13 protein-coding genes are annotated in these 13,284 nt (G+C 57.5%); 9 read left to right on the plus strand and 4 right to left on the minus strand.

What is annotated here, in order from left to right; all coding sequences use genetic code 11:
• The 3 genes from leuC to leuB are packed head-to-tail and all read left to right on the plus strand — an operon-like array spanning nt 1 to nt 2,873.
• Nucleotides 1–1,260, plus strand: coding sequence for a 3-isopropylmalate dehydratase large subunit (leuC, locus tag FGL65_RS10815; RefSeq protein WP_147821212.1), 1,260 nt, complete (start codon nt 1–3; stop codon nt 1,258–1,260).
• Between the two features lie 11 nt (nt 1,261–1,271).
• Entirely contained in the window at nt 1,272–1,763 is a 492-nt protein-coding gene (locus FGL65_RS10820; protein WP_147821213.1) for a 3-isopropylmalate dehydratase small subunit, read from the plus strand.
• Between the two features lie 42 nt (nt 1,764–1,805).
• Nucleotides 1,806–2,873: a 3-isopropylmalate dehydrogenase gene (gene leuB, locus FGL65_RS10825; protein WP_147821214.1), complete on the plus strand. Its 1,068-nt coding sequence runs from the start codon at nt 1,806–1,808 to the stop codon at nt 2,871–2,873.
• Between the two features lie 50 nt (nt 2,874–2,923).
• Here leuB and FGL65_RS10830 read toward each other — a convergent pair whose 3' ends face one another.
• The 3 genes from FGL65_RS10830 to FGL65_RS10840 form a co-directional block, all read right to left on the minus strand.
• Entirely contained in the window at nt 2,924–3,400 is a 477-nt protein-coding gene (locus tag FGL65_RS10830; RefSeq protein ID WP_147821215.1) for a hypothetical protein, read from the minus strand.
• A gap of 3 nt (nt 3,401–3,403) precedes the next feature.
• Nucleotides 3,404–3,634 carry a hypothetical protein gene (locus tag FGL65_RS10835; RefSeq protein ID WP_147821216.1) on the minus strand — a complete coding sequence of 77 codons (231 nt, stop codon included), beginning with the start codon at nt 3,632–3,634 and terminating at the stop codon, nt 3,404–3,406.
• 68 nt (nt 3,635–3,702) lie between these two features.
• Entirely contained in the window at nt 3,703–3,963 is a 261-nt protein-coding gene (locus FGL65_RS10840) for a GIY-YIG nuclease family protein (RefSeq protein WP_147821217.1), read from the minus strand.
• A gap of 103 nt (nt 3,964–4,066) precedes the next feature.
• Between FGL65_RS10840 and FGL65_RS10845 the strand changes: the two genes are divergently transcribed.
• From FGL65_RS10845 to FGL65_RS10865, 5 genes are all read left to right on the plus strand, one after another.
• Nucleotides 4,067–6,034 (plus strand): ABC-F family ATP-binding cassette domain-containing protein, encoded by a 1,968-nt coding sequence (locus tag FGL65_RS10845; RefSeq protein WP_147821218.1) that lies wholly within the window; start codon nt 4,067–4,069, stop codon nt 6,032–6,034.
• Nucleotides 6,031–6,423 carry a (deoxy)nucleoside triphosphate pyrophosphohydrolase gene (locus tag FGL65_RS10850; protein ID WP_147821219.1) on the plus strand — a complete coding sequence of 131 codons (393 nt, stop codon included), beginning with the start codon at nt 6,031–6,033 and terminating at the stop codon, nt 6,421–6,423. Before FGL65_RS10845 ends, FGL65_RS10850 begins: the two co-directional genes overlap by 4 nt.
• A gap of 117 nt (nt 6,424–6,540) precedes the next feature.
• Nucleotides 6,541–7,413 carry a methylenetetrahydrofolate reductase [NAD(P)H] gene (metF, locus tag FGL65_RS10855; protein WP_147821220.1) on the plus strand — a complete coding sequence of 291 codons (873 nt, stop codon included), beginning with the start codon at nt 6,541–6,543 and terminating at the stop codon, nt 7,411–7,413.
• Between the two features lie 22 nt (nt 7,414–7,435).
• Nucleotides 7,436–8,461, plus strand: a complete 1,026-nt coding sequence (locus FGL65_RS10860) for an aspartate-semialdehyde dehydrogenase (protein WP_147821221.1) — start codon at nt 7,436–7,438, stop codon at nt 8,459–8,461.
• Nucleotides 8,462–8,476: 15 nt separating this feature from the next.
• Nucleotides 8,477–9,418 (plus strand): aminotransferase class IV, encoded by a 942-nt coding sequence (locus FGL65_RS10865; protein ID WP_147821222.1) that lies wholly within the window; start codon nt 8,477–8,479, stop codon nt 9,416–9,418.
• Nucleotides 9,419–9,450: 32 nt separating this feature from the next.
• On the opposite strand, the gene FGL65_RS10870 is transcribed toward FGL65_RS10865, so the two are convergent.
• Nucleotides 9,451–10,218, minus strand: coding sequence for a glycosyltransferase family protein (locus tag FGL65_RS10870; RefSeq protein ID WP_250645463.1), 768 nt, complete (start codon nt 10,216–10,218; stop codon nt 9,451–9,453).
• 480 nt (nt 10,219–10,698) lie between these two features.
• Here FGL65_RS10870 and FGL65_RS10875 point away from each other — a divergent pair, with 480 nt between their 5' ends.
• Nucleotides 10,699–13,281: a SulP family inorganic anion transporter gene (locus FGL65_RS10875; protein WP_147821223.1), complete on the plus strand. Its 2,583-nt coding sequence runs from the start codon at nt 10,699–10,701 to the stop codon at nt 13,279–13,281.
• Nucleotides 13,282–13,284 lie beyond the last annotated feature (3 nt).

Raw genomic sequence — 13,284 nt, forward strand, 5'->3', positions numbered from 1 at the left:
ATGCCTCAGACACTTGCTGAAAAGATATTGCAGAAACACACGGACCAGGAGGTGACGGGCGCGGGGCAGATTGTCCAGTGCCGCGTGTCCATGGTCCTGGCCAACGACATCACCGCGCCGCTGGCCATCAAGTCCTTCAAGGCCATGGGGGCCGAAAAGGTCTTTGACAAGGACAAGGTCTCCCTGGTCTGCGACCACTTCACGCCCAATAAGGACATTGATTCCGCCGAGCAGGTCAAGGTTGTGCGCGAGTTCGCCCATGAGATGGGAATCACCCACTATTACGAATGCGGCGACGTGGGCGTGGAGCACGCCCTGCTGCCGGAAAAGGGAATTGTGGGCCCCGGCGACATCGTGGTGGGCGCGGACAGCCATACCTGTACCTACGGTGGCCTGGGCGCCTTTGCCACGGGCATGGGCTCCACGGACATCGCGGGCGCCATGGCCTTGGGCGAGACCTGGTTCAAGGTGCCGCCCACCATCAAGGTGGAGATCGAGGGGGCTCCCGGGAAGTTCGTGGGCGCCAAGGACTACATGCTCAATCTCATCGGTCGGATCGGCGTTGCCGGGGCGCTGTACAAGGCCCTGGAATTTAGCGGACCGGCAGTGGACGCCCTGAGCATCGAGGGCCGTATGACCATGGCCAACATGGCCATCGAAGCCGGCGGCAAGGTCGGCCTGTTCGCACCGGATGCCAAGACCCTGGAATATACCAGGAATGCCGGGCGTAGCGGGGACGAAACCATGTCCGCCGACGCCGGGGCGATTTACGAACGCGTGGTGAAGATCGACGTGGCCGGCATGGAACCGCAGATCGCCTGCCCGCACCTTCCGGACAACGTCAAGCCGGTTCAGGAAACCGAGGGTCTGCAAATTCATCAGGCGGTCGTGGGCTCCTGCACCAATGGCCGCATCGAGGATATGCGCGAGGCTGCGGCCATCCTCAAGGGCCGCAAGGTGAATCCCAAGGTGCGTTGCATCATCCTGCCCGCCACTCCCGCGATCTGGAAACAGTGCCTGCGGGAAGGACTTATGGAAATATTCATGGATTCCGGCTGTATCGTGGGTCCGCCTACCTGCGGCCCCTGCCTGGGCGGACACATGGGCATTCTGGCCGGCGGCGAGCGCGCCATCGCCACCACCAACCGCAACTTCAAGGGCCGCATGGGCAGCCTGGAGAGCGAAGTGTTCCTGTCCAACCCGTCCGTTGCCGCGGCCAGCGCCATTGCCGGCGAGATCATCAACCCCGCCAAACTGTAGGAGCGAAAATCATGAAAGTGCAAGGAACCGCCCACAGAGTGGGCGATCACATAGACACCGACGCCATCATCCCGGCCCGTTTTCTGGTAACCACTGATCCCGATGAGCTCGGGGCCAACTGCATGGAAGGCCTGGAAGCGGGGTGGGGCAAGCGCCTCAAGAAGAACGACGTTATCGTGGCCGGGGAAAACTTCGGCTGCGGATCCTCCCGCGAGCATGCGCCCATCTCCATCCTCGGCGCGGGCGTGCCCGTGGTCGTGGCCAAGAGTTTCGCCCGCATCTTCTACCGCAATGGTTTCAATATGGGACTGGTGCTTCTCGAGGTGGGCGACGATATCGACAAGATCGGCGATACCGACACGATCGAAGTGGATACGGAAAAGGGCGAAATTCGCAACATGAGCACCAATGAGACCATCAAATGCGCTCCGGTGCCGGCGTTCATGCAGGAAATCTTGGATGCTGGAGGCCTGGTTCCCTACGCCAAGAAGAAGTTGTCGTAGTTTGGTTGTAGATTGCAGATAGATTGTAATATGGAGAAATCAATGAAGATATGTTTGTTGCCCGGTGACGGGATCGGCCCGGAGATTGTGGCCCAGGCCGTGAAGGTGCTGGACAAGGTAGGCGGTAAGTTCGGCCGTTCTTTCGAGTATGAGGAAGCGCTCATCGGGGGCGTTGCCATCGATGCCTCGGGTGCGCCCCTGCCTCAGGAGACCGTACAGGCCTGCAAGGGAGCGGATGCCGTGCTGTTGGGCGCGGTGGGCGGCCCCAAATGGGATACCATTGATCCGTCCATTCGTCCGGAAAAGGGACTGCTCGGTATCCGCAAGGAACTGGGCCTGTTCGCCAACCTGCGTCCCGCCACACTGTTTCCGCAGCTTCGGGACGCCTGCTATCTGCGCCCGGACATCGTGGACAGGGGCCTGGACGTCATGGTGGTGCGTGAACTCACCGGCGGCATCTATTTCGGGGAGCCCCGCGCCGACGGCGAAAAGGACGGCCAGCGATACGGCTTTAACACCATGGTGTATTACGAGGAGGAGATTCGCCGTATTGCCAAGGTGGCCTTCGAGGCCGCCCGCAAACGCAGCGGCCGTGTCTGCTCCGTGGACAAGGCCAATGTGCTCGACGTTTCCCGCGTCTGGCGCGAGATAGTCATCGACGAGCACAAGAATTACCAGGACGTGGAGTTGGATCACATGTACGTGGACAACGCGGCCATGCAGCTGGTGCGCGATCCTTCCCAGTTCGACGTGATGGTCACCGGCAATCTGTTCGGCGACATCCTGTCCGACGAGGCCGCCGCCATCACCGGCTCCATCGGCATGCTGCCGTCCGCCTCTCTCGGGGCCGCCAACCCCGGACTGTACGAGCCCATCCACGGATCGGCCCCGGACATTGCCGGACAGGACAAGGCCAACCCCCTGGCCACCATCCTGTCCGTGTCCATGATGCTTCGGCATTCCTTTGACATGGGTGAGGAAGCCGACAGTGTCGACAAGGCAGTGCAGGCAACCCTGGAAAAGGGGCTGCGCACCGGCGATATCATGGCTCAGGGCTGCAAGCTCGTGGGCTGCAAGGAAATGGGCGAGGCCGTCTTGGCCGAGATCTGATCCGCCGATCATATGTAAGGAGAAAGCCACCCTGGATCCAGGGTGGCTTTTTAGTCTTTTTCAGCCGAAAGAGGGGAGTGGTAGATGCTTTGCGTTTTGACGATGGCCTTGGCCTTGTTCAGATCAATGAATCCCAGGGTCAGGCAGACACCCAGGTAGTCCATGCGCAGGGAGCTCATTTTTTTCAGGGCCTTTTCGGCTTGCTCGACGGTGAGCATCCCATGGGAGAGCATATACTGGCTCAGCCGTTCGGCCTCTTCCTTGCGCGTCGGCGGCTTGTCTGTCTCTATGGGGGGCAGGTCCACGGGGCGCATGTCGTGTTCGGCCATGGTGATCTGCTGCTCAAGGGTCTTGATTTCCTTTTTGAGTTCCTTGTTTCTGCGCTGGGCGTAAAGCAGCTTTTCCTCGATGTCGCTTTCTTCGGCCAGGAGCTGTTTCAGTTTCGAACGCATGGCCGCGCGCATGGATTTGATCAGCAGGAAGAGAACCGCAACGGAGATGATGATAATGGTCAGCGTCAGCCACATAATCTATTGGCCCCGCCTGGCTTCAAGTTCATTTCGCATCTTGTCGGTTTGTTCGAGAAGCTGCTCGTTTTCCTCTTCAATAGCTTCGATCTTGAGATTGTAGCGATTCTTTTTTCCCTCAACGAAGCTTTTCATCTTGCGCACGGTGTCGGTACAGTGCTGGTTGTGGATGACCAGCACGGTGACTTCAACGAAAAGCACCAGGGCAAGAAAGAGGGTTTCTGTTTGGTCCATAGGGTAACAGTCTGTCTTGGTTAAAGATACGGTCAGTGACGTATGTGTTTACCTATGACATGGGAGTTTCAAATTTTCCATGATTTGTTTGTGATGACAGAGCATTTTTTCGATCTGGGGGTCTTTTTGACGAACAGTTCCACCTTGAGGGCCTCGGATTTGTCTTCGACCTCGGCGGAAGTCAGCAGCCGGACAGGGGCTCTGTACCGGGTGTATTTGGCGGCGGTGCCATTGTTGTGCTGTCGGAGCCTGCGGTCCAGATCGGTAGTGATGCCGCAATAATACGTGCCATCGGAACACTCCAGGAGATAGACGTGCCAAGTTTGCATCTTGTCTTTGTACTACCTTCCCTGATCACGAGTCAAAACCGGCCTTGCCATTCGATCCGGGGCATTATATCTCTCTGCCACCATATGAAAGAGTAAGAATATTATGTCTCGAATCACCATACAATCCATCAGTAAGGCCCATGGCGGCGACGCATTGTTCAGCGACCTCTCCTTCGAGGTGGTGCCGGGCATGCGGCTGGCCGTGGCCGGACCCAACGGCTGCGGCAAAAGTACACTCCTCAAGATCATTGCCGGAGCCGAGGAAGCGGACAGCGGCGTCATCAACATGGAGCGCGGCTCCCAGCTCGGCTATGTTGCCCAGGAATTTCATGAAGCCGATCTTTCCAGCAACCTGCTCGCGTGGGTGCTGACGGCCCTGCCGTCCTGGAACGAATTCTGGCGGGACTGGGAACAGGCCGTGGCCGAGAAGGACCAGACCAGAATCAATGTCCTTTCCCATAAACAGGCCGAATTCGAACAGAAGCACGGGTATAATCCGGACCACAAGGCCCGGACCATTCTTTCGGGCCTCGGATTTTCCGAAGACGATTTTTTCAAGAACATCCGTGAACTTTCCGGCGGCTGGCGTGAACGCGCCAAGCTGGCTCGCGTACTGTTGCAGGGCGCGGATGTCCTGCTTTTGGACGAGCCCACCAACCACCTGGACCTGGAAGCCGTGGAGTGGCTGGAAGAGTATCTGCTCAATTTCCGGGGCACCTTGCTTTTCGTGGCCCACGACCGGGTGTTCTTGAACCGGGTGGGAACCCACGTGTTGTTCCTGGGCCGGGGAAGGCCGCAGGTGCGTCGTGGCTCTTTTGACGAATTTCTGGAATGGGAGGCCGAAAATTCCCGCCAGCTGAACAAGGAAGTGGAGAAGCTTTCCAGTCGGATAGACCACGAGCAGGACTACATCCGCCGTTTCCGGGTTAAGGCGCGCAAGGCCGCCCAGGCCCAGAGCAAGATCAAGAAGGTGGAGAAGATGGAGGTTGAGCTCTCCAAGCTCAAGGAAACCCAGCTTCTGTCCCGGTCCGGAAAGACCCTGAACTTCAAGCTTCCCCAGCCCTCCCGAGGGGACAAGGTTGCCATTGCCGCCGTGGACCTGGAATTTGCCTATGAAGGCGGCAGGAGCGTATGGCCCAGCCTCAACTTTCAGCTCTACAGGGGCAAGAAGATCGCCCTGGCCGCACCCAACGGGGCCGGGAAATCCACGCTTCTCAAGCTTCTTACCGGCGACCTGAAACCTTCCGCCGGCTACGTCAAGATCGGCAACAATACCAAGCTGGCCTATTTTAGCCAGCATCAGGCCGAGATCCTGGAGATCAACAATACGGTCATCGGCGAAATCCGGCGGTTGTGTGATCCCAAGTTGACCGAGGAACAGCTCATGAGCGTGCTCGGCCTGTTCCTGCTGGGCGAATCCTTTTTCGAACGCAAGGTCTCCGAACTGTCAGGTGGCGAGAAAAGCCGCCTGCTGCTGGCCAGCCTGTTCATGTCCGGCGCGAACCTGTTGGTGCTCGACGAACCCACCAACCATCTGGACATCGAATCCCGCGAGGGGCTTGTCCGGGCCCTGGGCGGGTATGATGGCACGTTGCTTTTTGTGGCCCACGACAGGTATCTTCTTTCGGAAGTGGCCGAGGAGGTCTGGTCGCTTACGGAAAAGGGCTTTGAGCATTTTCTGGGAGGATTTGCCCAGTATGACGCCAGCCGCAAACAGGAAGATCCATGCGAGACTCCTTTTGGGGAAGAACCGGAAAAGCGCAAGCTCAGCAAGGAGGAAAAGCGGCGGCAGGCAGAGCTGCGCAACCAGCTTTACCGCAAGCTCAAGCCCTTGAAGAGCGAGTACGAGAAGCTCGAGAAGGAACTGGAAAAGAATCTGGAAGAGCAGGGCGTGCTGGAAGAGAAGATGAACGATCCCGCCACGTATGAGAAGCCGGAGGAGGCGCTCAAGCTTAACAGCCAGTATCGTGAGGTAGAGAGCTGGGTGGAGAACCTCATGGAACGCATGGCCGGAATCGAGGCCGAGATGGATTCCATTCAGCGGGAACAGGAAGCCCTGGGAGAAGCATGATGCGTCCGATGCTCGAAGTGGTGGCCGGGATCATCTGGAAGGACGGAAGGTATTTGGCTGTGGAACGTCCCGAGGGATCGCGCATGGCCGGCTGGTGGGAGTTTCCCGGCGGCAAGATCGAGCAGGGCGAAAGCCGGGACCAGGCCCTGGTGCGGGAACTGGAGGAAGAACTGGGGATTCGTTGCCGCGAGTTCGAATTCTGGCGCGACATAGTGCACGAGTACGAAACGTTTTCCGTTCATTTGCATTTTTTTCATATCACTGATTTTACGGAGAAACTTACTCCAATGGAAGGGCAGCGTATGGAATGGGTGCGTCCGGGGCAACCTGGGTCACTGAAATTTCTTCCCGCTGATGTCGCGATAGTGGAAGCCCTCAAGGCTTATTAGTCTCCTTTTTTTCGGGAAGATACGCTTCTCGGCCATTGAAGGTTTCCCTGATTAGGGATACCCTTTCCCACTTTCTCTGATTTTTGTTGCAACACGCAGGTTTTTAAGGAGTGCACATTGCGTATTGTTGACCTGATCAAGCAGAGCTCACCGTTCATTTCTCTGGAATTTTTTCCCCCCAAGGAAGAACAGGCCTGGCCCAAGTTTTTCGACGTGGTGGAAGAACTCAAGGAATTGAACCCGCTTTTTGCTTCCGTGACCTATGGAGCCGGCGGCGGTACCCAGGACAATACCCTGGAAATCGCCAAACGCATCAAACGGGATCACGGCCTGGAACCATTGACCCATCTGACCAGTGTTGGTGCCACTGCGGGCAAGATCAAGGACTTCCTGTCCGAGCTGGATGACGCGGGGATCGAGAACGTCCTGGCGCTTCGCGGCGATGCCCCCAAGGATGTTCCCGATTTTGACTTCAGCACCCAGGAGTTTCGTTACGCCTCGGACCTGGTGCAGTTCATCCGCGAGCATTTCAAGAAGATGTGCGTGGGGGTGGCCTGCTACCCCGAGGCCCATCCTGAGTCGCCCACCGTCAGCTTCGACCTGGCCATGTCCAAACTCAAGCACGAGATGGGCGGCGAGTTCATGGTTACCCAACTGTTTTTCGACAACCGGATTTATTTCGATTTCGTGGACCGCATGAAGGCCATGGGCGTGAACATTCCGGTGATCCCGGGCGTGCTGCCGATCATGAGCATCAAGTCAGCCAAATTCATCCTTTCGCTCTGCGGAGCGAGCATTCCGGGCAAGTTCCTGAGCGCCCTGGAAAAGGCCCACGAAGAGGGCGGGGATGATTTGGTGTACGAGGTCGGCATGGCTTACGCCAAGAAACAGGCCCAGGAGCTTATAGACAAGGGTGCGCCCGGGGTGCACCTGTATACCCTGAACCGGGCCAAGGCCTGTCTTGAAATCGGCAACAGCCTCAAATTTTAATAGATTGTAAAGGATTTGTACAATGAGCAAGCAATTTCGAGTTGCAGTATGCGGCGCCACGGGCGCAGTGGGACGCGAAATGTTGAAAGTGCTGGAGCAGCGTGATTTTCCCTGCTCCGAGGTCCTTCCCATGTCTTCCTCTCGTTCCGCAGGCACCACTGTGCCTTTCCGGGGCGAGGAATTGACCGTCATCGAAATGAAGGAAGATTCTTTTGAGGGAATCGACATCGCGCTTTTTTCGGCAGGCGGTTCTCCCTCCCAGCATTTTGCCCCGTTTGCGGCCAAGGCCGGTTGCGTGGTGGTGGACAACTCCAGCGCCTGGCGCATGGATCCCGAATGCCCGCTGGTCGTGCCCGAGGTGAACCCGCATGATCTGGACTGGCACAAGGGGATCATCGCCAACCCCAACTGTTCCACCATCCAGATGGTGGTGGCGCTCAAGCCCATTCATCAGGAAGCCCAGATCAAGCGCGTGGTGGTTTCCACCTATCAGGCGGTTTCCGGTACGGGTCAGAAGGCAATTACCGAACTGGAAAGCCAGGTACAGCGGCTCATGAACGGCCAGCCTGTTGTGGCGGACGTCTATCCGCATCAGATTGCCTTCAACTGCCTGCCTCACATCGATGTGTTCCAGGAAAACGGATACACCAAGGAAGAGATGAAGATGGTCAACGAGACCGTCAAGATCATCGGGGACGCAAGCATCAAGGTGACGGCCACCTGTGTTCGTGTCCCGGTTTTCTATGGCCACAGTGAATCCGTGAACATTGAGACCGTGGAAAAGATGACCGCAGAGGAATGCCGTACCCTGCTCGCGGGCTCTCCCGGAATCGAGGTGGTGGATTACCCTGAAAAGCTGGCCTATCCCATGCCCATTGACGCCGCGGGCGAGGATGCCACCTATGTGGGCCGTATCCGTGAGGACGACACTATTGCCAACGGTTTGAACATGTGGATAGTTTCCGACAATATCCGCAAGGGCGCGGCTCTCAACGCGGTGCAGATTGCCGAAACGCTTATTGAGCGGGACCTGGTTCGGGTGCCGTAGGCAAGGGAGACTGAAATGCGAGAGGTTCTGGATTTCGACGCCTACCTGGGGAAGATGCTGAACGCATACCGCCCCGGCACCGGGGACGTGCTGGCCTTCTACGAACATCGCGTGGGTGCGATCTGCAAGGATCCCAAGCTCATGCTCATGCCGTGGGATGACCATCTGGTGCACCGCGGCGATGGCGTGTTTGAGACCATGAAGTTTGTGGACCGCAAGCTTTACCAGCTTGAGGCCCATCTTCAGCGCATGAAGCATTCCAGCAAGTCCATCCATCTTACCCCGCCATGCTCTTGGGAGGAGATCGGGGAGATTATCGTGGATGTCGCCCGCGCGGGCGGCAAGGACAGCGGGTTGATCCGTGTCCTGCTCGGCCGTGGTCCGGGCGGCTTCGGCATAACCGCCGAGGAGTGCCCTCTCGCCAGTCTTTACGTGGTCTGCTACGACCTGCATCCGAAACCTGAGTCCCTCTATGAAAAGGGAGCCACCGCATTCAAGACCTCCATCCCGGCCAAACAGTCGTACCTAGCCACCATCAAGTCCATTGATTACCTGCCCAACGTACTCATGAAGCGCGAAGCGCAGGAAAAGGGCTATGATTATCCGTTCTGCTTCGACCGGCACGGTTTTCTGGCCGAGGGCGCAACCGAAAACGTTTGCATTGTGGACCAGGGCGGCAAGCTGGTGATGCCCGAATTCAACAATTCATTGGCGGGCACAACGCTTATGCGGGTCGTCGACCTGATAAAGAATGAGATCAGCGTGGTTTTTCGGGGGATCAGCGAGGATGAGATTCTCGAAGCCCGGGAAGTGATCGTTGTCGGCACCTCGGGGGATGCGATTCCCGTGGTTCGGTTCAAGGGCAAGCCCATTCTCAACGTGAAGCCCGGCCCCATCCAGAAACGGATGCGGGAGTTGATCCAAAAGGACATTCGGGAAAACGGATTGGAAATATGATGAAAAAGGCCGCTTCGGAAGAGGCGGCCTTTTTATATGGAGGTGGCGTTTTTGGCTCTTGCAGGGAATTCCCTGATGGCCTTGTCGATTATGTGGCTTGCTCCCATGCGCTGCACATTATGCTCGAACATCATCCTGGATACGTCCATGGGGCCGGGAAGACGCATGAATGCCCAGGAAGAGGCCCAGGCGTCACCGCGCAGATAGGCCATGGCCCAGCGCACGGTGTGCATGTGGAAATAGGCCTGGTTGTTGATGACGATCATGGCCTTGCCTCGGGCGTCTTCCGCCCGTTCCCTGAAGGTCGTGGGCCTGTTGTCGCAGGAGGCGAGCGGGTAGGAAACGTGTACGAATTCACGCCCGCGCAAGGCCGCCTGGACCCAGAAATCCCACTCCGTATAAACGGTATTGTCCCTGAAACCATCGCTTTCTTCCCAGACTTCTCTTCGGAACAGGACGGCGGGCCCGAGAATATTGCTCGTTCTGAGAAGATCGTGGTTGAAATCGGGGAGCGGCACATAACCGGACTTTATGGCCCGGTTTTCCCTGTTGGGCAGCCGGATGTAATCACCGTAGGCGATGTCCTGGCCAGCCGGCTCGTTCAGCTTCGCAAGTACGGATGACAGGTACTTGGGGTCGAGCCGGTAGTCTGGACGCAGGCAGAGCAGATAGCTTCCAAGGGAGTGTTCTATGGCCGAATTTCGTGCGTCACCGGCGTTTGTTCCGGCCGGAAGCGGGTGAACTCGGATGGATGTGTCGTGCAGGATTTCATCCCAGAGCGATATGTCGCGGACGGGCATGTCTTCCGGAGCGGCGATGAGAATTTCGGTGCAGTCGATACCCGTTTCCTGCCGTGAAATTGATTGCAGCAGACGGGATATTCGAGCATCCGGCTCCGTAAGATTTATGATGATCGAAACACAAATGTTTCTCATCGTATGCCCTTCCTTGGGATAATCCGGTAGTCGAGGGTGCACACGTTCCATGTGTACAATTCAACTCCCTCGTGCCGGTCTTATCGTCCGTTGCGTCTGAAACTTTAGGGGCTGTTGAAGAAATAGTGAACAAGGGAAAAAATCCGTTCTCTTGCACAGGCCTCAACCTTCACGTATAACAGGCAAAACGTGATTTGCCATTCCGGTGGGCTCTCTGGGGGGCCCGGACCATCATCGAACGGAGTCTCCGTGGCTATATTCAAATGTGATCAATGTGGCTTTTCAAAAGACGTTCCGGATAGACTTTCGGGCCGGAAGGCCAAGTGCCCCGAGTGTTCCAGGGTTGTGGTCATCAGGGCGGAGGACGAACAGGTTTCCCTCAATCTGGACGATTTCGCGAAGAAGGAAGAGGGAATATCCATTTCCTACCCTGAACCGGCAACTCCAGACAGCCTGGATGTGGTTTGTCCCCATTGCGGGGGGGCGACGAGTTCCGTGCCGGGAGCCGACCACCTTGAATGTGTGGAGTGCGGTGCACGCCTCAATCCCGTGGAAACGGTCGCGCAACCGACTGAAGATGATGTGGAGCTCGATGATCTGGCCGAGGAGCATGCGGAAGCCGATATCTGGGATGAGGAGTATGATGAGGAACCGGCGCAGCGGCCCGTATCAACGGTGGAGTCTACGCTTGATAAGGAACGTAGGCTTTTCTTGAGCGGCGGTTTCTTTACCAATGTTTATGCCGGGCTGGTCTCGGGGATGCTGACGTTCTTTTTCGCGGTTGCCTACGGGCAATTGGCAATGTCCCAGGTCGGCCTCAACAGCGTGGTGCCCCAGGCCGTGGGCATGGCCCTTGTTTCCGCCGCGCTCGTCGGGCTGATCGTTTCCTTCAGGAGCCGGGTTCCGTTTGCCATCGGCGCTCCGGACGCCGTGCTGGCCACTTTGCTGTTTCTGTTTGTGGGAGCCATTTATCGTTCCATGGGCACCGGGTACACCATGGACCACATCGTTCCCACAATATTTGCCGGAGTCGCCCTGGCTGCGCTTGTCACAGGCTTTTCCCTCTGGCTGATGGGGCTGCTCAAGACCGGGCGCTGGGTTCGGTACATTCCGGTCCAGATTCTGGGGGGTGTTTTCGGCGCGGTCGGCGTTTACGTCCTGTTGGGAGCCTGGTCCCTTATTTCCTCAGCACCCCCGCCCGATTCCAATCTGTTCGGCGCGGGACTGTACGTGGTCAATTTCATGAACACCCCGGTGGAGCTGACCCGTTGGGTGCCCAGTGTGGCGTTCGGGCTGCTTCTGTTTCTGGGGATGTATCGGGTCAAGCACTCCCTGGCCATGCTTGCCGTTCTCCTGGTTGGCGTTGCGGCGGCCTGGGCCGCGGGAATCTGGTCCATGCCCGATTGGTTCACTTCCATAACCATTGGGATAGACCTCCCTCCCGGAGACGAGGGGGGGTATTTCAGCACGTTCTTGACCCCGGGCTTTTTCGCCAAGGTGCAGTGGGACATCATTCTCGAGCACAATATCTATATTGGCGGCATGATCGTCCTGTCCATGCTGCGGATCATGTACCGCAGCACCAGCATGGAGGCCCGGTACGACCTGCGCGCCGACCTGGACGGTGAATTCCGGGCCGTGGGGCTCGGTGGCATGGTTTCCTCTTTCGCGGGGGGCATGCCCGCTTCCATCTCTTACGGGCGCACCATCGGCAACTATGCCACGGGCGGTCGGGGCGGTCTTTCCGGCTTCATTGCCGCCGCCGTCTGTGGGACGATTTTATTTTATTCCTATGACGCCATGACCATGATTCCCCGTTTTGTGCCCGAGGGAGTGCTCATCTATACGGGCCTGTGTCTGGTTCGCGACTGGGTGTTTAGGACGCGCACGGCGTTTACCCGCCGGGACGACAAGCGGCTTGTGGTGGTGACATTCCTGCTGACATTGTGTTTCGGCATGCTCATCGGCATCGGATTCGGCGTGGGCGTGGCCATGATGATAACCGTGAGCCGGTACAGCCGAGGCGGGGCAATCAAGAATGTTCTTTCCGGTGCCGTGTACCGCAGCAATGTGGACCGGGCGCCCGCGCAGCTCCGCGCCCTGAAGGAGGCCGGGGACCATATTTTCATTCTTCGCCTGCAGGGATTTGTGTTCCTGGGGACAATATACGACCTCATTGACCGAATTCAGCGCCGGGTCGATGATTCCGAGCAATTGCCCGCGGAATACATCATCATAGACTTCAAGCTGGTGACCGGCTTTGCCTCTGCCACACACATAGGGTTCACCATGCTGCGGGATCTCGCCCTGGAGCATGAACTCGAAATCATATTCACCAGCCCTCCTCTGGATCTGGAGGAGCATCTGGAAAAGGGCGGCTATGCCATCAATGACATGGAAGGGTCATTCAAGCTGTTCATGAATCTGGATTATGCCCTGGAATGGTGCGAAAATCAGATTCTTGATTCCGAGAACCTCATGGATATGGAGCACCAATCCCTTCCCAGCCTTTTGGAACCTGTTTTCCCTGATCCCAGGTATATCCCGGCCCTCATGAAGGTGCTGAAAAAGCGCATCTACATCAAGGGCGATCCCGTCATTCGGCAAGGCGATTCCTCGGATACCATGTATTTCGTGGAGAGTGGCACCCTCAACGTGGAGTTGGAGGTGGAGGGCGGCAAGACCCTGCGGCTGAAGAAGGTCGGTCCCGGAGCCGTGTTCGGGGAAATGGGCATTTATACCAATACGCCGCGTTCGGCCACAGTCCGCGCCGCGGAAAAATGCATCGTCTATCAGATGACCCGCACGAAGCTGGAGCAGCTGGAAAAAAGAGCGCCGGTTCTGGTGACGGCCATCAACCGGTTCCTCATCAATATGCTTGCCGACCGGCTGGCCGACGCCAACCGGAAGGTAAACGACCTGATGTAGCGC

The organism is Salidesulfovibrio onnuriiensis (assembly GCF_008001235.1).
Taxonomy (GTDB): domain Bacteria; phylum Desulfobacterota; class Desulfovibrionia; order Desulfovibrionales; family Desulfovibrionaceae; genus Pseudodesulfovibrio; species Pseudodesulfovibrio onnuriiensis.